The following is a 20,937-nucleotide window of genomic DNA, read 5'->3' as shown; positions in this document are numbered from 1 at the left end:
CCGGGTTATTATTTTAATCTCCTTGAGCTAAGAGACAAGCTTGAGGGGATTTTTGTATCTGAAGTTTACAAGCAGTATTTTTTGCTAAAGTTCTAAAATATTTACTGTCAAACTCTAACAAAAGATAGCTTTTTAAATCATCTAAAACTATATTAAAAGAAGGGGTCATCTTTTTAATTATTTGTAGGAGTATATTCTTTCTCTATTGAGATTAAACCACAAATGGGAATTATGGTATATTTATTCCCTAAGATGACTTTTGGGTGTGTCTAAACCGTGAAAGTAAAGAGCTTATTAAAGGTATTTTTTTCTATGCTTTTGAATTAGATCCTGAAAAGGATTATGAATGTTAAAAATTTAGTATTTATATCCCAAGTAGATTAAAAAGTGCGCTCACTTTTGATCGCACTTTTTATTAATAAAAAATTAATTATTTCCCATTAAATTAGTGGTTTATTTAGCAAGTTCAAAAACTTCTATGATGGTTTTACGGCTGTAAATATCACTCATTTTCCAGTCGATAGCATTTTGAGTTGCTGTGTCAATGATTTTTTCGAGGGCATCCCCTTCAATATTTAATTGACCTAATTTAGTTGGTGTGCCTATTTTATTAAACCACGCTTTTAAAGCGGCGATGCCCTCTTTTCGGTGCTTAAACCAAAAATTTCTTTAGCAAAGCGTTTGAATTGGTTAAGATTACACTCCTTCCATCACGTCATCCACGCCGGCATTACTACCAATAGTCCTGCACCGTGTGGTACATCACATACAGCACTCATTGCATGTTCGATCATATGATTTGGGTAGCTATAATCTTTTGTTCCCACATAAGCTAAACCATTTAATGCCGTTGTTGCCCAAGTAAATCCACCACGCGCATCATAGTCATTTGGATTTTCCAAAAGAGTTTCTGTAGTGCAAATAACGGTTTTAATATTTGCTTCAATTTGCATATTAGTCAATGTTGGTTACGCGCTTGCCGTGAAATAGCCTTCAATGTAATGGGCAATGATGTCTGCAGCGGAATAAACCAAATAATCACGACTTACCGTTGCTTGTAATTTTGGGTTAATCACCGACTCTTTTGGAAAGAGTGGATAATTGTGAATTGAATATTTTTGTAAGGTTTATTTCTTCGTTACAACACCGCCAGAGTTCATTTCCGATCCTGTCGCTGCTAAGATAATAATGTCAAAAATGGCTAACGCAATCCCTTCGTTTACCTTTGCTAAGAATAGGGTTACTTTTCACCCTGCCCAACGTCGCAAATTCAATACCATTGGCGGTTAAACTCTTGACCACGGTATCAAATACCCCCCCCCCCCGATTGTTTAATACGTTCACTGCCATAAACAATCAGTATTTTTTGCACACCAAATTCAGCTATATATTCGCCAATTTTTTGTTCTTTATCTTCACCAAACTCAATACGGGTTGGATTTACAAAGCTAAATTGATACATAAGATTTACTCCTAATTTGTTAAGCATCGATGATTATTTTAGGGGAAATATTATCCTCTCTTCCCTAAAATGTACTAATCAAGAAAAAATACCCTAAGGTAATTTTGCTACGATAGCATACCCTTCCGTTAATCCTTCCACTTCGTAAGAAGCGCCTGCTGTGATAAATGCTGATTCCCCTTGATTAAGAGAAAGTGCGGTCGTTTCCGAACGTAAATTTAATTGCCCTTTCATCACCATTAAAATCGCCACACTATGGTTTTTTAATTGGTGATGTTCACCACATTCATATTGGATATTTTGCAAAGCAAAATCTTTTGCCGGCGTGGTATAGGTGAATACGCGCGCGTCATTAGGTGCCGGCGGGATAATTTTCGGTTCGATTTCCCGACAATCCACTACGTTGAGCAATTCGGGAATATCCACATATTTTGGCGTTAAGCCCCCACGAATCACATTGTCGGAACACGCCATCAATTCGATATTTTGTCCTCGTAAATAGGCGTGTGGAATACCGGCATCTTGATAAATGCCTTCACCTTTTTTCAAATGCACAATATTAAATAAATAGAAACACACCAGCCCTGGATCTAATTTATCCAAAGAAATCGCCATTGCTTCCAAAGCATATAATAGCCAATAATCAGGGTTATCTAGGGTTAGTTCATTATTCGCATAAACAGCTCGGTTTTGTTCAATAATGGGAACTAACCATTGATGTAGCTGAGACTGCTCCGCTTGCATAATATCGGCATAAAATGCGTGCAGATCTTGCGTGTGTAATTTTTCGGCTAAAGGTGCAAGTGATGGCTTGCTTTTCAATGTTGCCAAAATTTTTTCTTTTGTTTTAAAACCGTGTAATAACCCAAAATCGGATAAGGCGATCATCATTTCCGGTTTATGGTTATTGTCTTTATAAGTACGTTTTGGATCTTTTAAATCAATACCTTTAGCGTTTTCTTCCGCAAAACCAATTTCCGCCTGTTGTTTGGTCGGATGAAGCTGAATCGAAAGAGGTTTGGCGACATCAAGAATTTTCAGCAAATAAGGTAATTCATCACCAAAAGTTTCTCGGCTTTTTTCACCAAGTGCGGTCGGATTTTGTTGTAAAAATTCAGTAAGCGGTAAGATTTTTCCATTATTATCAACCATTGAGGGAGCGGAAGTATGCGCGCCAAGCCACCATTCGGCATAGTACTGATTTTCTTCGGCAGGAATATTTAATAATTGTGGAATATAGTGATGACCACCCCAAACATAATGTTGAAGTGCGCCCGTAAGTTTATAAATCATTCTTTTTCCTCTTTAAGTTGGATAATAAAAAATCCGCTCAGTTGGCGGATTTTTTAGCATCATTATAAAATTATTTTTTAAGAGTGAGTACCACAGATTCACCGGCAACCACTTCACCTGCTTTTTTATCAATGCTTGAAATTTCATCCATATTAGAAATCACAACCGGTGTTAAAACCGATTTGGCTTTTGATTCAAGCAATTCAAGATCAAGTTCAATAACGGTGTCACCACGTTTTACTGCCTGACCTTCTTGTGCCACACGGGTAAAACCTTCACCTTTTAATTCAACGGTATCAATACCAAAGTGAACGAATAATTCAACCCCTTCTTTTGATTCCATTGAAAATGCGTGGTTGGTTTCAAAAATTTTACCAATCACCCCATCAACCGGTGCAACAATTTTATGACCGGTAGGACGGATAGCGATACCATCGCCAACGATTTTTTCAGAAAATACCACATCAGGTACGTCTTCAATGTTTACAATTTCACCGGAAAGCGGTGCATAAACTTCGACTTCTACTGATTTTTTCTCTTTAGAACCGAATAGTTTGTCAAATAAACCCATTTTTAATCTCCTATTCATTAATAATGGTGACATTTTAGCCTAAAACATTGATGTTGTATCTAGTTTAGTGCCTTTTCTGCCAAAAATTCTTCAATTAACTGCTCAATTTCTTTGGCAGTCGGTTTCTGTAATGCGTTATCGGCAAGTGCTTTTGCATCTTGGAAATTCACATTGCGGATCAATTTTTTAATACGAGGGACAGAAATGGCACTCATACTAAATTCATCTAATCCCATTCCCAATAATAATAAGGTAGCACGTTCATCGCCGGCTAATTCACCGCACATTCCTGTCCATTTACCTTCTGCGTGAGAGGCATCAATAACTTGTTTGATTAACCCTAAAACAGAAGGTTGCATTGGATTGTAAAGGTGAGATATTAACTCATTACCACGGTCAACCGCCAAGGTATATTGGGTTAAGTCGTTTGTGCCGATACTAAAGAAGTCAACTTCTTTTGCTAAGAATTTCGCATTGACCGCAGCAGACGGCGTTTCCACCATTACACCGATTTGAATATTTTCATCAAATGCTTTACCTTCCGTACGCAATTCCGCTTTTAAGGTTTCAATAACGGATTTTAATTCGCGAATTTCTTCTACGGAAATAATCATTGGGAACATCACGGCAAGTTTACCAAAAGCCGAAGCACGCAATACGGCACGCAACTGTGCGTGAAGAATTTCGCGGCGATCAAGGGCAATACGAATTGCACGCCAGCCCAAGAACGGGTTCATTTCTTTTGGTAAATCAAGATATGGTAAATCTTTATCACCACCAATATCCATCGTACGAAGTACAACCAGATGACCGTCCATTGCTTCTACAACCTCTTTATAAGCAATAAACTGTTCTTCTTCTGTTGGAAGTTGGTCACGATCCATAAAGAGGAATTCTGTACGATACAATCCTACACCTTCCGCACCATTGCGGTTTGCCCCCTCACAGTCACGAATCGTCCCGATATTTGCTACCACATCAACTTTATGACCATCAAGCGTAATTGCCGGAAGATCTTTTAATTTCGCCAATTCCGCTTTTTCTTCCGCTAATTTAGCTTCTAAGGCTTTTAATTCATCAATTTGTGTTTGAGTCGGATTAACATAAACCTTGTTATTAACCGCATCGAGAATGAGGAAATCACCGGAATTCACCAATTCTGTTACATTGTTCGTCCCCACAATTGCCGGTAGCTCCAATGAGCGCGCCATAATTGAAGTGTGGGAAGTACGCCCGCCAATATCGGTAATAAAACCCAGCACTTTATCAAGATTTAATTGGGCGGTTTCGGACGGCGTTAAATCATATGCAACAAGAATGGATTCTTCATTAATATCGCCAAGATCGACAATATTCATTCCTAAAATATTTTTGATTAAGCGGTTACCAATATCGCGAATATCACCGGCACGCTCTTTCAAATATTCGTCATCAATTTCTGATAACATTGCGACCTGTTGGTCAATAATTTTACTTGCCGCCGCACCTGCATTCACTTTGTGCGAACGTAAATAATCAAGAATTTCTTCTTCTAATTCTTCATCTTCAAGGATCATTAAATGACCTTCAAAAATCGCCGCTTTTTCTTCACCTAATGAGGATAACGCACGATCTCTGATGGAATTAAGCTGTTCAACGGCTGCGTTACGTCCTTCATAAAAACGTGCCACTTCCGCTTCAATTTGTTCGTCTTCAATTTTGGTTGTATCGAGAACAATTTTTTCTTCTTTAAGAACTAATGCCTTACCAAAAACAATTCCCGGAGACGCTGCAATACCTGAAATCATATTCACCTTCCAAATTAATCAATAGGGGTTAAATAAAACAATAGCCATAAAATACCGCCGCATCTACCGAAGTAAATTTAAAACGGATTTTATGGCTATGATCAAAATTATTCTAAAGTTGGAATTAATGCGACTAAATGTTCAACCGCTTGTTGTTCGTCCTCACCTTCAGCTGAAATGGTGATAACCGTTCCTTGTGTTAAACCCAAAGTTTGTAATTTAAACAAACTTTTTGCACTTGCACTTTTACCTGCTGAAGTCACCGTAATATCGGAAGCAAAGGCTTTTGCTTCTTTCACAAATTGTGCTGCCGGGCGGGTATGCAAGCCGTTAGGCGCTGTAATTTCTACATCTTTTGAGAACATAATGTTACCTCTATTATAGTCATTGCTTAATTAAAAAAACGGTTAGATTAAAAATTTGGCATAGTATCCTTGCTAAAGGCAAAATAATCAAGGCGAAAGGTTAAAAAAGTTGAGCTAGGTCACAAAAAAACAAGAATTTTTCTTACTATTGATGAAATCTTCCCTGCTTGTTTTTACCTTTTTAAAAGGTTGAAAAATGGCGATGTGACTTGCCTTCCGACAAACCGGCAATGAGTTTATGATAGTTATCGAAACGTATTGCTGAGATTCGACCACTTTCTACCGCCTCACGCAAAGCACAACCGGGATCGGTTAAATGCTTGCAATCACGGAATTTGCACGTTCCCAACACATATTGAAATTCACGGTAACCTTGGGTAATTTGTTCTGCCTCTAAATGCCACAAGCCAAACTCCCGAATCCCCGGTGAATCAATAAGATTCCCCCCTTGGGGCAAATGATAAAGCTTTGAAGAAGTGGTGGTATGTTGCCCCAAGCCTGAATTTTCGCTAATTTCGCCCACTTGAGCATTTACGCTTGGTAAAATATGGTTAATTAAACTGGATTTGCCGACCCCGGATTGCCCCACAAAAATGGATGTTCCCGAACTTAAAAGTGCGGTCAATTTTTCCATATTTTTACCGTTTTGGGCGGAAATAATCAGCGTTTGATAACCAATATTTCGATAAATTTGCAACTGATCTTCCACTTCTTTTTCTTGTTCTTTTGAAAGTAGATCCCCTTTATTAACCACAATTATCGGCTCAATGCCTGCAATTTCACACACCACAAGATAACGATCAATAATATTCAACGAAAGCACCGGCAACACTGCCGAGACAATGATAATACGATCAATATTTGCCGCAATCGGCTTCAAACCGTCATAATAATCGGGGCGGGCAATTTCATTCATTCGTGGGTGAATCGCCTCAATCACGCCGCTTACACCTTGTAATTGTTCATTCCCCTTACGCCAAACCACTTTATCCCCCACTACTAAACTTGAAAGTGTGCGGCGTAAGTTACAACGATAAATTTCCCCATCTTCACTTTCAACATCGGCATGAACGGAATAACGCGTCACCACAATCCCCTCTTGCGATTCGCCCGACATTTCATCCGCCCACTCAATATCTTTTCTTTTGTGGCGGTGAAGCGTGCGGGTATTGTTCGATTCAATTCGGCGGGTTTGGTTTTGAGTAAGTTTACGTTTAGCCATAAAAGTGCGGTCGTTTTTATCGTAATTTTGATAGAATGGAAAAAATTTCACATAGGATACCTTATATTATGCCATTAGATAAACAAAATCTGATTTGGATCGATTTAGAAATGACGGGCTTAGATCCCGAAAAAGAACGGATTATTGAAATCGCCACCATCGTTACCGATAAAAATCTCAACATTCTTGCCGAAGGGCCGGTGCTTGCGGTACATCAAAGTGATGAATTATTAGGAAAAATGTCTGATTGGTGCGTCAAAACCCATACCGCAAATGGCTTGGTTGATCATGTCAAAGCCAGTAAATTAACGGAACGTGCGGCAGAATTACAAACCTTAGATTTTCTAAAACGCTGGGTGCCTAAAGGGGCTTCGCCGATTTGCGGCAACAGCATCGCTCAAGATAAGCGTTTTCTTTATAAATATATGCCCGAGCTGGCCGATTATTTCCACTATCGCCATCTGGATGTCAGCACCCTAAAAGAATTAGCCGCCCGCTGGAAACCCGAGATTTTGGAGGGCTTCAAAAAAGGCAATACGCATTTGGCACTGGATGATATTCGTGAGTCCATAAAAGAATTGGCTTATTACCGCGATCATTTTATCCAATTAGATTGATGAAAACTTCGGCAAGTAACCTTTTTCATTGAATTTGCCCTTGCAACCACTAAAAATATTCGTATAATACCGCCGCATTCACTGATGTGAACTGCGGGAATAGCTCAGTTGGTAGAGCACGACCTTGCCAAGGTCGGGGTCGCGAGTTCGAGCCTCGTTTCCCGCTCCATTCTTTCACATCTTCTGCGGGAATAGCTCAGTTGGTAGAGCACAACCTTGCCAAGGTTGGGGTCGCGAGTTCGAGCCTCGTTTCCCGCTCCAAATTTATCATCCGTTGCTGAAAAGCAGCGGATTTTTTATATCTTTCAAATAGGAAATAATTTCTGCCGAATACACTTGAACCGGCAAAATCCCCTTAATGAAAAGGAAAAAGTGCGGTAGAATTTCGCATTATTTTGACATCCATAAATCATAATGAATACAACCGAATTAACCCAATATATTCCTGATGAATCCACAATGCTTCGCTTTGGTAAAAAATTGGCGGAAACCATTGTGCAATGCCAAGCCGAACGAGCAGTGGTTTTATACTTCAATGGCGATTTAGGGGCGGGAAAAACAACCCTTACCCGCGGTATGGTGCAAGGATTAGGGCATAAAGGCAATGTGAAAAGCCCGACTTACACCTTGGTAGAGGAATACAATATTGCCGGAAAAATGATTTATCATTTTGATTTGTATCGTCTTGCCGATCCTGAAGAATTAGAATTTATGGGAATTCGCGATTACTTCGCCAAAGATTCGATTTGCCTCATTGAATGGGCGGAAAAAGGCGAAGGCATTTTGCCACCTGCCGATTTATTGGTGAATATTGACTATTATGATGATGCACGAAATATAACGTTAATCGCCCAAAATCCGCTGGGTGAACAAATTATTCAACAATTATTAGTTTAAATATGAAAGCAACATTTTCATTTCTTTTTGGAATATTATCTCTTTTTTCTTCAGCGGTTTTTGCCGCACCGTGGACAATTGCTATCGATCCCGGTCACGGTGGTAAAGACCCCGGCGCAATCGGACGCAATCTCGGCATTTACGAAAAAAATGTTACCCTATCGATTGCCCGCGAACTCAAAGCCTTACTTGATAAAGATCCTAATTTTCGTGGCGTTCTCACCCGCAATGGGGATTACTATATTTCTGTGCCGGAACGTTCGGAAATCGCACGCAAATTCAAGGCAAATTATTTGGTTTCTATCCACGCCGATTCTTCATTAAACCCAAATCAACGGGGAGCTTCCGTATGGGTATTATCCAATCGCCGAGCCAATGATGAAATGGGGCAATGGTTGGAAGACGATGAAAAACGCTCCGAATTATTAGGCGGTGCGGGCAAAGTGCTTTCTCACAATAACGATAAATATTTAGATCAAACCGTGTTGGATCTGCAATTTGGTCATAGCCAACGCACCGGTTATGAAATCGGCAGAAGTATCTTACGCCGTTTCGCCAAAGTCACCCCGCTCAGCCGTAGTACACCACAGCACGCCAGTCTTGGTGTGTTACGTTCACCGGATATTCCTTCCGTTTTAGTGGAAACCGGTTTTCTTTCCAATGCGGAAGAAGAACAAAAACTGAATTCTCCGGCTTATCGCCGCCGTATTGCTTATATGATTTACGAAGGATTGGTGGCATACCGTAATGGCAATTTAAAATCCATTGTTGCCTTTGACGGCGAAGAAAAAGAAAACACCAATAAAACCAACCGCACTTTGGCAAAGGAAAGCACGATTCTGCACAAAGTAAAAAATGGTGAAAGCCTTGGTAGCCTTGCCAATAAATATGATGTAAAAGTTGCCGATATTGTTGCTTTAAATAATCTCAAACGCAAAGCATTATGGGTGGGCGAAACCATTAAAATTCCGGATAACGGTAAAAATAAAAAGGTGGAAAATACGCCAAAAGAACCTCAAAAATCAACGGATAAAAACACCACAAAAAATGACCGCACTTTGGAAATTAAAGACAGCGGTATTCGACATAAAGTCAAAAATGGCGAAAGTCTTGGTCGCCTCGCCAACAAATATGATGTGAAAGTCGCTGACATTGTTGCTTTGAATAATCTCAAACGCAAAGAATTGTGGGTAGGAGAAACCATTAAAATTCCGGATAACGGTAAAAATCAGAAAGTGGTTGAACCAAAGAAAACGGAAAAAACCGTTTCTGAAAAAGCAAAATCAACGGATAACAAAAAAGGAAAAGACGGGGAAAAAACCGATAAAACCGAAAGCAAAAAAACCGACATTCCGCTTTATCATACGATCAAAAAAGATCAAACCCTTTATGCGGTTTCCCGAGAATATAACATTCCGGTAAATCAAATTTTAAAACTGAACCCGAAATTAAAAGACGGAAAAGTTGTAACAGGACAAAAAATTAAATTAAGAGAGAAATAATGGCGATTAAAATTCTTTCACCTCAACTTGCCAATCAAATTGCCGCCGGCGAGGTGGTGGAACGCCCCTCATCTGTGGTGAAAGAACTGGTGGAAAACAGCCTTGATGCCGGGGCAAACAAAATCCAAGTGGATATTGAAAACGGCGGTGCTTCCCTTATTCGTATTCGTGATAACGGCAGCGGTATTCCCAAAGAGGAACTCAGCCTTGCCCTTGCCCGCCACGCCACCAGCAAAATTGCCGATTTAGATGATCTTGAAGCCATTTTGAGCCTTGGCTTTCGTGGTGAAGCATTGGCGAGTATTAGCTCCGTTTCACGTTTGACGCTTACTTCACGCACGGCAGAACAAACAGAAGCGTGGCAAGTCTATGCACAAGGGCGGGATATGGAAACGACCATTAAACCTGCCTCTCATCCTGTCGGCACAACGGTGGAAGTGGCTAATTTATTTTTTAACACCCCCGCACGGCGTAAATTTTTACGCACAGACAAAACCGAATTTACACATATTGATGAAGTCATTCGCCGCATTGCCTTAGCAAAATTCAATATTGCTTTCACCCTCACGCACAATGGAAAAATCATCCGTCAATATCGCCCGGCGACTGATTTAGCCCAACAACTTAAACGGGTTGCGGCAATTTGTGGCGAGGATTTTGTAAAAAATGCCCTACGCATTGATTGGAAACATAATGATTTACACCTTTCCGGCTGGGTGGCAACACCGAATTTTAGCCGTTCACAAAATGATCTGAGTTATTGCTATATCAATGGGCGAATGGTTCGCGATAAAGTGATTACCCACGCTATCCGTCAGGCTTATGCGGAACATTTAACAAATGAAAGTTACCCTGCTTTTGTATTATTTATCGATCTCAATCCGCACGAAGTGGATGTAAACGTTCATCCAACAAAACACGAAGTACGCTTTCATCAACAACGCCTGATTCACGATTTTATTTACGAAGGTATCAGCCACGCTTTAAACAGCCAATTTTTGCTGCAAGAAAGTGCGGTCAACAATACGCACGAAAATGAAATTCGCGAACCTATGCCTACTTATCACGTTCCTTTGGCAAGTAAACCTAATCGGGCGGCAGCAGGGCAAAATACGTTTTCCTCAACCTATTCCGGCAAAAAACCTTCTCAAAATCAACCGCACTTTTCGACCGATTATGGCGTTTCTTCCCGTCCGTCCTATCAGGGCTATCGTGATTATCGGGAAACTTACCGTGCGGAACAACCGAGCAAAACCGAGCAAAAACTGTATGGCGAATTATTGCAAACGGCACAACATCACAACAGGATTGATTTAACGCAGACACAAAGGATCACGTCAACCGAAATTAATCAAAATCCCACATATTTGCGTGCCTTAGCATTAATTGAAAACCGTGCGTTGTTATTGCAACAAAACCAAGATTACTTTTTGCTTTCTTTGGAAAAATTGCAACATTTGCAATGGAAATTGGCATTACAACAAGCACAGATTGAACAGCAACCTTTGCTCATTCCGCTTGTTTTTCGTTTAACGGAAAAACAATTTCAGCAATGGGAAAAACTGGCGGAGGATTTTGCCAAAATCGGCTTTGAATTTGTCGCCAACCAAGCTCAATATCGCTTAACTTTAAATCGTGTACCCGCCCTGCTACGCACACAAAACCTGCAAAAATGCGTGCTAGCAATGTTGGATACAGAAGAAAATCCCCTCCCATTTTTGACCGCACTTTGCGCCCAATTAGAAACGAAAAAACTCAATGTATTTGCAGATGCCGTCAAACTATTAAGCGAGACGGAATTACTTTTTAACAACACAAACCGTGCCGAATTTGAGCAATTACTCAAACCGATTAACTGGCAACCTTTATTGGATGAACTATAGATGAAACCCACTGCAATTTTTTTAATGGGGCCAACGGCTTCCGGCAAAACCGATTTGGCAATTCAACTTCGCCAACAGTTGCCGGTGGAAGTTATTAGCGTAGATTCTGCATTGATTTATAAAGGAATGGATATTGGTACGGCGAAACCTTCAAAAGCGGAACTGGCTTTAGCCCCACACCGATTGATTGATATTTTAGATCCCGCTGAAAGCTATTCGGCAATGAATTTCCGTGATGATGCCTTGCGTGAAATGGCTGAGATTACCGCGCAAGGTAAAATTCCCTTATTGGTGGGGGGAACAATGCTCTACTATAAAGCTTTGATTGAAGGGCTTTCTCCCTTGCCTTCTGCCGATGAAACAATTCGTGCCGAGATTGAACAAAAAGCCGAACAACAAGGTTGGACGGCATTACATCAAGATCTTGCTAAAATTGATCCGACTTCGGCACAACGTATTAACCCGAATGATTCCCAGCGTATAAATCGTGCCTTAGAGGTATTTTACATTACAGGCAAAACTTTAACCGAACTGACAGAACAAAAAGGCGAGGCATTGCCCTATAAGGTGTTGCAATTTGCTATCGCACCGGAAGATCGCCAAGTATTACATCATCGCATTGAGCAACGCTTCCATAAAATGATTGAACAGGGCTTCCAACAAGAAGTGGAAAAACTTTACGCACGTGGCGATCTGAACATTAATTTACCTTCCATTCGCTGTGTGGGCTACCGCCAAATGTGGGAATATTTACAAGGACATTATGATCACGATGAAATGGTTTTTCGGGGAATTTGCGCCACACGCCAACTTGCCAAACGCCAAATAACTTGGCTACGCGGTTGGAAAACGCCCGTTCAATGGTTAGACAGTTTACAACCGGAACAAGCGAAGGAAACCGTATTACGTTTACTTGAGCAACAAAAAAGAGAGAAAAAATGACCGCACTTTCTGCCCTTATTGAACAAAAACTTAACGCTCTCGGCACAACTTTATGCCAATCCTTTCCTGAAATTGATTCCGCCCATCTTTCCCACAACATTCAACAATCTTACCCTGATCGAAACCATCCCATAGGGCAATTAGGCTATGCGGTGGCAATGTCTGATTTTGTGGAAAAAGTGTTGCAAAAACAACCGCACTTACTGGCACAATGGTGGGAAAAAAGCCCGACTTTTTCCGAGTGTGATCAATATTCCACACGCCTAGCCCATCAATTAAGCAAAATTTCTGATGAGGCAGAATTTTATAAAACCTTACGGATATTCCGTCATATTGAAATGGCAAAATTAAGTTTCTGCCAAAGCCTTAATCTCGCCACTGTGGAACAGATTTTTATTCGACTTTCTCAACTGGCGGAAAGCCTTATTATTGGCGCACGTGATTGGCTTTATCGGCAAGCCTGTCAGGAAATGGGTACACCCCGAGATGAGCAGGGAAAGCCCCAACAACTGTATATTCTTGGAATGGGAAAATTGGGCGGATTTGAGCTGAATTTTTCTTCCGATATTGATCTCATTTTTACTTACCCTGCACAAGGAGAAACCGATATTACGGGAACAAATGCCCGAAGATCGGTCGATAATGCAAAATTTTTTACCCGACTGGGACAACGGTTAATCAGTGCATTAGATGATTTTACCGGCGATGGTTTTGTATATCGTACCGATATGCGATTAAGACCTTTCGGCGAAAGTGGCGCATTGGTTCTCAGTTTTTCGGCAATGGAACAATATTATCAAGATCAGGGGCGGGACTGGGAACGTTATGCAATGATTAAGGGGCGTATTTTAGGCGTGCAAGATAAGGATCCGCACCGTCAATATTTACAAAAAATGCTCCGCCCTTTTGTGTATCGCCGTTATATTGATTTCAGCGTCATTCAATCATTACGTGAAATGAAAAGCAAAATTGAACGTGAAGTACGCCGCCGTGGGCTGCGGGATAATATCAAACTGGGCGCAGGTGGTATTCGTGAAGTTGAATTTATTGTTCAAGTTTTTCAACTGATCCGTGGTGGGCGGGAAATTGCTTTGCAACAATATTGTTTACTAAATGTATTACCGGAAATCACAAAACTGGGGTTAATAACCCAATCGCAATCCCAATCCTTACGCGAAAGCTATCTTTTTCTACGAAGAGTTGAAAACATATTACAGGCAATTAACGATCAACAAACCCAAACCTTACCGAGTGATGAAATTGACCGCTTCCGTTTAATTGAAGCCTGTCGCCATTTCACCTGTCAAAATGAACAAGGTGAAGTGATTCATATAACTTATCCAATCAAAAACTGGCAGGATTTTTACCGCACTTTGCAACAACATCAAGAAAATGTGCGTTCGGTGTTTAATCAATTGATTGGCGAAGAAAAAGATGAAAAGTTAGAAAAAGACAATCAGTGGCTGGATTTTCTTGAGGCGGATTTTGATGACATTGAGCGAATGTTGCAAGAAACAAAGGTTCAATCGGAACATATCGATGATCTCTTAAATCAATTAGAACAATTTAAAGAAAGTTTAAACCGCCGCATTATTGGCAATCGCGGGAGAGAAGTATTCGGACAACTTTTACCGATTGTGCTTACCTTAATTTTTAAACAAGAAAACTACCGCACGTTATTACCACGGATTTTGCATCTAATGGAAAAAATTTCCGGTCGAACCACTTATTTAGAATTATTACTGGAAAATCCACAAGCCTTACAACAGGTTATTGAACTCTGTGCAAAATCTCAATTGATTGCCGATCAACTGGCGCAACATCCGATTTTACTTGATGAATTACTCAATACGGAAAGTTTACGCCATCCCCTTTCTTTCACCCAATATTCCACCGAACTTCAGCAATACTTGTTACGTTTACCACAAGATGATGAAGAACAAATTATTGATGCCTTACGGCAATTTAAGCAGTCAACCTTATTACGCATTGCCGCCGCCGATATTTTAGGTGCATTACCGGTGATGAAAGTCAGTGATCACTTAACTTATTTGGCAGAAGCAATCATTGAAGCCGTTGTCAATCTTGCGTGGAAACAAATGGTAACCCGCTTTGGTACACCGCAACATCTACAACCTAATGAAAAAGGTTTTTTAGTGATTGCTTATGGGAAATTAGGGGGAATTGAATTAGGGTATAAATCTGATCTTGATTTGGTTTTTCTTTACGATGCTGTGGAAGGAGAAACTGCCGGGGGCAAGAAAACCATTGATAATAACCAATTCTATCTTCGACTTGCTCAAAAAATTGTGAGCATTTTTAATCTTAATACCAGTGCCGGTATCCTTTATGAAATCGATATGCGCTTACGCCCTTCAGGCGATGCCGGTTTGTTAGGCTGCTCCCTTTCTGCCTTTGAAAACTATCAACGTAATGAAGCTTGGACGTGGGAAAAACAAGCGCTTGTAAGAAGCCGCCCTGTTTTTGGAGAAGAAAAACTACGCCAAAAATTTGAACATATTCGTCAATCTGTCCTTTCATCACCACGAGATCTGGCTACGCTCAAAAAAGAAGTAGTGGAAATGCGGGAAAAAATGTTTGCCAACCTTTCACATTCTCAAGAAAACGAATTTAATCTAAAAACAGATTATGGCGGCATAACGGATATTGAATTTATTGCTCAATATCTTGTTCTTGCCAATGCATCACAAAACATTGCGCTCACTCAATGGTCGGATAACATCAGAATTTTTGATTCAATGGCAGAAGCCCATATTATCAGTATTGCTGATTGTGAAAATTTAAAGCAATGTTATGTTGAGTTAAGGAATAAAATACATCATTTAAATTTGCTGGGAAGACCCTCTATCGTTTCAAATGATGAATTTATAAAGGAGAGGGAATTTATCAAAATATTTTGGGAAAAATTATTTAGTTGATAAAAAGTGCGGTAGAATTAACCGCATTTTTTAATGTCAATCAAGGAGTATATTAATGAAATTATATGGTTTGCCGGGTGCTTGTTCTTTCGTTCCACATGTTGCATTGGAATGGTTAAAAACACGTGAGAACCAGGCTTATGAATTTGAAGCCGCAACCCGTGAGTTGATTAAATCACCCGAATTTTTAGCCTTAAACCCAAGAGGTGCAGTGCCGGTTTTAATTGATGGTGATTTAGTACTTTCACAAAATCAGGCAATTTTGCATTATTTGGATGAGCTTTATCCGAACGCCAAATTATTTGGTAGTAAAACCGTACGTGATAAAGCCAAAGCAGTGCGTTGGTTAGCATTTTTCAATGCCGATATACATAAATCTTTTGTGCCACTATTCCGTTTGCCTGACTATGCAAAAGATAATGACTCATTGGCACAAACTATTCGCCAACAAGCCGTTGAACAAATTTTGGCTCAATTAGCCGTAGCAAATGAACATTTAGAAAGCCATATTTATTTTGGTGAAAATATTTCCGTTGCTGATATTTACCTCTACATTATGCTAAATTGGTGTCGAGCAGTAGGACTTGATTTTAGCCACCTAACTCAGCTTTCACCTTTTATGCAACGTGTGGAAGCCGATCAGGCAGTGGAAAATGTAAGAAACATTGAAGGGTTAAAAAGATAAAAAATGGTCCTGTTGTTTTACAGGATCTTGTTTTGATTAACAATTTTGTCTACTTTACCAATATAAAAGTGCGGTCAATTTTAACCGCACTTTTTTAGTTTTATTAAGAATGAATTAGCTTTATAGCCAACCTAATCCCATCAATAATTCCCACCAAGCAATGCCGATGGTTAAGTGAATAAGTAAGCTGCCAAAGCCGATAATCGCACCGGCGATCCACCAAGATTTGATATCGTTATAACCTGCACCAAATGCGATTGGGCCCGGGCCACCACCATAGTGCGTTACAGAGCCACCGTATGCATTGGCAAATACGATACCAAGGGCTAATAATTCGGTTGGTGCGCCGGCAACGTGACCTACGGTCGCGAATACCGGTACCATCGCGGCAACGTAAGCACCACCGGAGGCGAATAGGTAACGTACAGCAACACTCAACGTGAGAATCACGACTAATGCCATAATGCCGTGGCCTTCAAATTGCAACATGTTACTCAATGTGGTGGCTAACCATTTGAAGAAACCGGCTTTTTCGAGTAAGCCTGACATACCGATGATACCACCGTACCAAACTAAGGTATTCCACGCCCCTTTACTTTTCAAAATATCGTCCCAAGAAACGATGTTTAAAATAATACAAAGAACCATCACGATTATCGCAACAATAGTCGCATTCACGTGAAGTGCATCGGCGAAGATCCAACCAAATAAAGCAATGACGAATAATAGGGTTAATGCTTTTTCACGGAAAGACATCGGGCCTAATTCTTCTAAGCCTTTGCGGGCGATTTCTTTGTTGTCAACGTGTTTCAATTCCGGTTTTGATACGAAGTAACATACTGCAGGAATGAGGAATAAGCAGATTAATCCCGGTACGGAAGCAGCTAAAAACCATTTGATCCACGTGGTTTCAAACCCAAGGATTGGCGCCATTAAGGAAAGGGCGAGTGCATTGGGTGCCATTGCAGTTAAGAAGATATAGGAGGTCGTTTTTACCACCATATAGAGATTCATCATCAAATAACGCCCTGCTTTTTTCGGGCTGTTTTCAGGATCAGAACCTAATGCTACGGCGACACTATTAATGATTGGGAAAATAATCCCTCCGGCACGTGCCGTGTTGGAAGGGGTTGCCGGAGAGAGCAAAAGATCCAAAAACATCGTGACGTAGCCTAAGCGCAAGGTTGTACTACCCATTGCACCAATCATATGGTAAGCGATACGTTTACCAAGCCCCGTAATCACGAAAGCAGAACTTAATGTGAATGCTGTGAAAATGAGCCAAGTTGTGCCGGATTTGTAACCGTCCAACATATTGCCGACTTTCACTAATTCTTTCGCCCCTTCGGTGTTACCAATGATCGCACCGGAAACCGCAATGGCTGCCAATAAAATGACAGGTTCACCGTAAGGTTTGATGACAAGCCCTACGATTGTTGCGATATATACACCGAGTAAACGCCAAGCAATGAGAGAAAGCCCCTCAGGTGCAGGCAAGATAAACGTGATCAACGGGATTGCCGCCAGAATCACTAACTTTGCATTTTTGGATAATGCCATTTTTAGTCACCTCTAAACAATAAAAAGAAAATCGACAGCGCCAAGAGATCGGCACTTCCGCCTGCACTTAAATTTTTCTCAATGCAGTCGGAATCAAACTTTAACAAGGCTTGTGTGAGTCCTGCTTTATCTAACACAAGTGATTGATTTTCAAGTAAATCAATCGCACTTTGCTGCACAAACTGCAAGCCTTCCAATCCGCCCCGATGAACCACATTGGTATCCGGATTTTTAGCCATTAAATGTAACAAAGCGATTAACAAACGGTGTTCCCACGCGAGCTGATGATACTCATCAAGCAGTGGTAACAAGGTTTGAATTTGGTGAAAACCACTTTCCGCTTCACCGCGTGCACCGGTTAAACCGTATTCTCGGAATAAACGCACGCCGGCGGTAATAGGAAGGTGGGTTGGATAATGCTCAAGCTCTTTTGTGAGTCCTGCTGCAAATTGTGCCACAAGACGACAAATTAACGTCACATCAAGATTTACTGCATAAGATTTGAATTGTGCCTGCGCGCTCAATCGTCCGATTGCGGCACAAACCAATCCAAAAGAAAAAATTGCCCCTTTGTGCGTGTTGATATTTTTCGTAGCCAGTAACATCGCTTTTTCCGCCAGAATACCAATGGGGCGAAGTTGTGCCAGTATTTGGTTTTCGGGTAGGTTTGCCGTTTCCATTCCTTTCAGCACAAAGTCTGTAAAAAATGGCTTCAAAACGACCGCACTTTGTTCAAAAGTTTGTAAATTCATATCAGTGTGCGCACCGTTGGTGAGGGCATCTACCAGTCCCGGTTTGGGCGATAAGCGTGCTTCTTGCAATAATGCCTGATAAACCAATCCGCCAATTTGTTCGGCGAAATAATGCCCCTGCGCACGGTGTTGCATTTCCGCCATAATTTCTTCTGTTTGGTGTTGACGATGGCGGGCGCAATATTTGGCATTATCACCACAGACTAGGCACGCCCTCGGTGAAAATCCAAATTCCGCACGGCTTAATAGATTGCCATTTTCATCAAACACATCCAAATCCCAAAGTCTGGCAAGCGGCGTGCTATCTTCTAATTCAATCATCGCCTGTTTTAATTCATCGGCGTTGATCGGGAGAACAAAAAAAGCCTCGTGTCCGGTATCGAGAGGGCGAACAATTTTTTCGGTGATAAGCCGGTTGCGTTGTGCAAAAAGTGCGGTCAATTTTTCTAATGCTTTTTCAAACACATAATCCAACAATGGGTTTTTCTTCACACTCCCCACGGCGGTTAATGTGACGGAAACTAAAGGCTGACGATATTTCGCCAAAAGCCGTTGCTGCAACAACGCCCGCGCTTCACGGGCATTTAGCAAGTCTTCAAGCGAAATTCCTTTACCTTGAGTCGAAAATGTCTGAAAAAAACGCTGCAAAATTTGACCGCTCTTTTAACGTATTAACTTTGTTAATCCCCTCTTAGCCTTCGGCAGCGTCCCCGTAAAAAAAGGGAACGAAGTGCAGGATTGGCAAGGGGCCCCATCTAATTTGCCTGAACGAATAAGGATTTTTAGAAAAATTTGTATTGTTTGAGCAACAAAGTTGCGAGTTTACAAATTTTTCGTTAAGAAAATCCGCAATGAGATCAGCGTTGCAAATTAGCTGGGGTGTGCTTTCTTTTGCCTACTTTGCTTTGCACAAGCAAAGAAAAGTAGGTCGCCCATAAGGCGAAACCTTTATTCTTTAATTTGATACACCGTATCAATCGCCGACCCATCACGATACCGCACCACCGCAACCGGTTTATCGGTAAACTCAATTTCTTTTGGTTTACCGGTGAGGCTGTAAGCCCGTTCGCAAAGCTGTTCAATGGTGAACAACGGAATGCCTGCTTGAGTGAGGGATTCGATTAAATCGGTACGTTTCGGGTTTACCGCTACGCCGTGATCGGTCACTAAAATATCGATATTTTCACCCGGTGTGACACAGGTGATCACATTTTCAACCACTGTTGGAATACGACCACGAACTAAAGGTGCAACGATAATCGCGACTTGAGCGGAAGCGGCAGTATCACAATGTCCGCCGGACGCACCACGGATCACACCGTCAGAACCGGTTAATACATTTACATTGAATTTGGTGTCAATTTCCAAGGCGGAAAGAATGACCACATCCAAACGTTCAACCGATGCGCCTTTAGAGCTGTAATTGGCGTATTGATTGGCGGAAACTTCAATATGGTTTGGATTGCGAGCAAGAGATTCTGCGGCAACGGCATCAAAACTTTGCACGTCTAATAATTTTTTAATGAGGCCGGCTTCGTGCAATGCCACCATACTTGCCGTAATGCCGCCAAGGGCGAAATCTGCGGTGATATTTTCACGGCGCATTTTTTCTTCCAAGAAACGGGTTACGGCTAATGCCGCACCGCCTGAACCGGTTTGGAGTGAGAATCCGTCCTTAAAATAACTTGAGGCGAAAATCACTTCGGCACATTTGCGGGCGATTAATAATTCGCGTGGGTTGGTGGTCATTCGGGTTGCACCGCCGCCGATTTTTTTCGGATCGCCTACGGCATCGACTTTTACAATGAAATCCACTTGATCTTGCCCAATACTAATTGGGTGATGAGGATAGTCGGCAAATTCTTCCGTTAATAACACCACTTTATTGGCATATTCCGCATCTACACGGGCATAGCCTAATGAACCGCATTTGCTTTTGCCGGTAAAACCATTGGCATTACCAAATTTATCGCAACAAGGTACGCCCAAGAAAGCGACATCAATTTTAAGTTCGCCCGATTTCACTAAATGCACACGCCCACCGTGAGAGTGAATATTCACCGGTTCGTCTAATAAACCGCGTGAAATTTGTTCTGCCAATTCACCCCGTAAACCGGAGGAATAGATTTTGCTGACCACGCCATTTTTAATGTGTTCAATAAGGGGAGAATGGCTGTCGATAAGTGAACTGGAGGCGAGTGTTAAGTTTTTAAAGCCCATCTCGGCGATTTTATCCATCACCATATTCACCACAAAATCACCGCCACGGAAAGCGTGGTGGAAAGAAACCGTCATACCGTCTTGTAGCCCCGAACGTTTAATGGCTTCTTCAAGATTTTCACACAATTTGCGATCTTTCGCTGTGCGGGCAAGGGATTCTGCTTTTGGGACGGCTTGATAAAGCGCACGACCGGCATTGAATTTTTCAACACGTTGTTCTCTGGTTGTCATTTTTTTCTC

General features: G+C 41.2%; 17 protein-coding genes and 2 tRNA genes. 9 read left to right on the top strand and 10 right to left on the bottom strand.

What is annotated here, in order from left to right:
• Positions 1–710: 710 nt before the first annotated feature.
• The 7 genes from BKL49_RS12865 to rsgA form a co-directional block, all read right to left on the bottom strand.
• Positions 711–902, bottom strand: coding sequence for a hypothetical protein (locus BKL49_RS12865; RefSeq protein WP_425271860.1), 192 nt, complete (start codon positions 900–902; stop codon positions 711–713).
• A gap of 404 nt (positions 903–1,306) precedes the next feature.
• Entirely contained in the window at positions 1,307–1,462 is a 156-nt protein-coding gene (locus BKL49_RS12605) for a hypothetical protein (RefSeq protein ID WP_244151940.1), read from the bottom strand.
• A gap of 93 nt (positions 1,463–1,555) precedes the next feature.
• A complete protein-coding gene (gene manA, locus BKL49_RS03180; protein WP_077423174.1) occupies positions 1,556–2,755 on the bottom strand; it encodes a mannose-6-phosphate isomerase, class I in 1,200 nt (399 codons plus the stop codon).
• Between the two features lie 70 nt (positions 2,756–2,825).
• On the bottom strand, positions 2,826–3,326 hold the full coding sequence (crr, locus tag BKL49_RS03175; RefSeq protein ID WP_077423173.1) for a PTS glucose transporter subunit IIA: 501 nt from the start codon (positions 3,324–3,326) through the stop codon (positions 2,826–2,828).
• Between the two features lie 59 nt (positions 3,327–3,385).
• Positions 3,386–5,113: a phosphoenolpyruvate-protein phosphotransferase PtsI gene (ptsI, locus tag BKL49_RS03170; protein WP_077423172.1), complete on the bottom strand. Its 1,728-nt coding sequence runs from the start codon at positions 5,111–5,113 to the stop codon at positions 3,386–3,388.
• A 107-nt stretch (positions 5,114–5,220) separates the two neighbouring features.
• Positions 5,221–5,478 carry a phosphocarrier protein Hpr gene (gene ptsH / locus BKL49_RS03165; RefSeq protein ID WP_077414172.1) on the bottom strand — a complete coding sequence of 86 codons (258 nt, stop codon included), beginning with the start codon at positions 5,476–5,478 and terminating at the stop codon, positions 5,221–5,223.
• 181 nt (positions 5,479–5,659) lie between these two features.
• Positions 5,660–6,700: a small ribosomal subunit biogenesis GTPase RsgA gene (gene rsgA / locus BKL49_RS03160; protein WP_077423183.1), complete on the bottom strand. Its 1,041-nt coding sequence runs from the start codon at positions 6,698–6,700 to the stop codon at positions 5,660–5,662.
• Positions 6,701–6,768: 68 nt separating this feature from the next.
• Between rsgA and orn the strand changes: the two genes are divergently transcribed.
• The 9 genes from orn to BKL49_RS03115 all read left to right on the top strand — a co-directional run bounded on the left by orn (position 6,769) and on the right by BKL49_RS03115 (position 16,165).
• Entirely contained in the window at positions 6,769–7,317 is a 549-nt protein-coding gene (gene orn / locus BKL49_RS03155; protein WP_077423171.1) for an oligoribonuclease, read from the top strand.
• A gap of 93 nt (positions 7,318–7,410) precedes the next feature.
• A tRNA-Gly gene (locus BKL49_RS03150) sits at positions 7,411–7,486 on the top strand.
• A 16-nt stretch (positions 7,487–7,502) separates the two neighbouring features.
• Positions 7,503–7,578 (top strand) — tRNA-Gly (locus BKL49_RS03145).
• 153 nt (positions 7,579–7,731) lie between these two features.
• On the top strand, positions 7,732–8,214 hold the full coding sequence (gene tsaE, locus BKL49_RS03140) for a tRNA (adenosine(37)-N6)-threonylcarbamoyltransferase complex ATPase subunit type 1 TsaE (protein ID WP_077423170.1): 483 nt from the start codon (positions 7,732–7,734) through the stop codon (positions 8,212–8,214).
• Between the two features lie 2 nt (positions 8,215–8,216).
• The gene (locus BKL49_RS03135) at positions 8,217–9,716 is read left to right on the top strand and encodes an N-acetylmuramoyl-L-alanine amidase (protein WP_077423169.1); all 1,500 of its coding nucleotides are present in this window, start codon (positions 8,217–8,219) and stop codon (positions 9,714–9,716) included.
• Positions 9,716–11,599, top strand: coding sequence for a DNA mismatch repair endonuclease MutL (gene mutL, locus BKL49_RS03130; RefSeq protein WP_077423168.1), 1,884 nt, complete (start codon positions 9,716–9,718; stop codon positions 11,597–11,599). Before BKL49_RS03135 ends, mutL begins: the two co-directional genes overlap by 1 nt.
• Positions 11,600–12,541: a tRNA (adenosine(37)-N6)-dimethylallyltransferase MiaA gene (gene miaA, locus BKL49_RS03125; protein WP_077423167.1), complete on the top strand. Its 942-nt coding sequence runs from the start codon at positions 11,600–11,602 to the stop codon at positions 12,539–12,541.
• Positions 12,538–15,480, top strand: coding sequence for a bifunctional [glutamate--ammonia ligase]-adenylyl-L-tyrosine phosphorylase/[glutamate--ammonia-ligase] adenylyltransferase (gene glnE / locus BKL49_RS03120; protein WP_077423166.1), 2,943 nt, complete (start codon positions 12,538–12,540; stop codon positions 15,478–15,480). Before miaA ends, glnE begins: the two co-directional genes overlap by 4 nt.
• 55 nt (positions 15,481–15,535) lie before the next feature.
• Positions 15,536–16,165: a glutathione S-transferase family protein gene (locus BKL49_RS03115; protein WP_077423165.1), complete on the top strand. Its 630-nt coding sequence runs from the start codon at positions 15,536–15,538 to the stop codon at positions 16,163–16,165.
• 120 nt (positions 16,166–16,285) lie between these two features.
• Here BKL49_RS03115 and BKL49_RS03110 read toward each other — a convergent pair whose 3' ends face one another.
• The 3 genes from BKL49_RS03110 to citF all read right to left on the bottom strand — a co-directional run bounded on the left by BKL49_RS03110 (position 16,286) and on the right by citF (position 20,928).
• Positions 16,286–17,725 (bottom strand): anion permease, encoded by a 1,440-nt coding sequence (locus BKL49_RS03110; RefSeq protein WP_077423164.1) that lies wholly within the window; start codon positions 17,723–17,725, stop codon positions 16,286–16,288.
• A gap of 2 nt (positions 17,726–17,727) precedes the next feature.
• On the bottom strand, positions 17,728–19,125 hold the full coding sequence (gene citG / locus BKL49_RS03105) for a triphosphoribosyl-dephospho-CoA synthase CitG (RefSeq protein ID WP_077423163.1): 1,398 nt from the start codon (positions 19,123–19,125) through the stop codon (positions 17,728–17,730).
• 300 nt (positions 19,126–19,425) lie between these two features.
• Positions 19,426–20,928 (bottom strand): citrate lyase subunit alpha, encoded by a 1,503-nt coding sequence (citF, locus tag BKL49_RS03100; RefSeq protein WP_077423162.1) that lies wholly within the window; start codon positions 20,926–20,928, stop codon positions 19,426–19,428.
• Positions 20,929–20,937: the final 9 nt, after the last annotated feature.

The sequence above is a fragment of the Rodentibacter myodis genome (genome assembly GCF_001999305.1).
GTDB classification, from domain to species: Bacteria; Pseudomonadota; Gammaproteobacteria; order Enterobacterales; family Pasteurellaceae; genus Rodentibacter; species Rodentibacter myodis.
This window is presented reverse-complemented; position numbering and strand designations above follow the sequence as displayed.

Coding starts and splice junctions, on each gene's coding strand:
- BKL49_RS03135 (WP_077423169.1), top strand. CDS start 8,217: ATGAAAGCAACATTTTCATTTCTTTTTGGAATATTATCTCTTTTTTCT.
- mutL (WP_077423168.1), top strand. CDS start 9,716: ATGGCGATTAAAATTCTTTCACCTCAACTTGCCAATCAAATTGCCGCC.
- BKL49_RS03110 (WP_077423164.1), bottom strand. CDS start 17,725: ATGGCATTATCCAAAAATGCAAAGTTAGTGATTCTGGCGGCAATCCCG.
- orn (WP_077423171.1), top strand. CDS start 6,769: ATGCCATTAGATAAACAAAATCTGATTTGGATCGATTTAGAAATGACG.
- citF (WP_077423162.1), bottom strand. CDS start 20,928: ATGACAACCAGAGAACAACGTGTTGAAAAATTCAATGCCGGTCGTGCG.
- glnE (WP_077423166.1), top strand. CDS start 12,538: ATGACCGCACTTTCTGCCCTTATTGAACAAAAACTTAACGCTCTCGGC.
- tsaE (WP_077423170.1), top strand. CDS start 7,732: ATGAATACAACCGAATTAACCCAATATATTCCTGATGAATCCACAATG.
- BKL49_RS12605 (WP_244151940.1), bottom strand. CDS start 1,462: ATGTATCAATTTAGCTTTGTAAATCCAACCCGTATTGAGTTTGGTGAA.
- miaA (WP_077423167.1), top strand. CDS start 11,600: ATGAAACCCACTGCAATTTTTTTAATGGGGCCAACGGCTTCCGGCAAA.
- manA (WP_077423174.1), bottom strand. CDS start 2,755: ATGATTTATAAACTTACGGGCGCACTTCAACATTATGTTTGGGGTGGT.
- rsgA (WP_077423183.1), bottom strand. CDS start 6,700: ATGGCTAAACGTAAACTTACTCAAAACCAAACCCGCCGAATTGAATCG.
- ptsH (WP_077414172.1), bottom strand. CDS start 5,478: ATGTTCTCAAAAGATGTAGAAATTACAGCGCCTAACGGCTTGCATACC.
- ptsI (WP_077423172.1), bottom strand. CDS start 5,113: ATGATTTCAGGTATTGCAGCGTCTCCGGGAATTGTTTTTGGTAAGGCA.
- BKL49_RS03115 (WP_077423165.1), top strand. CDS start 15,536: ATGAAATTATATGGTTTGCCGGGTGCTTGTTCTTTCGTTCCACATGTT.
- crr (WP_077423173.1), bottom strand. CDS start 3,326: ATGGGTTTATTTGACAAACTATTCGGTTCTAAAGAGAAAAAATCAGTA.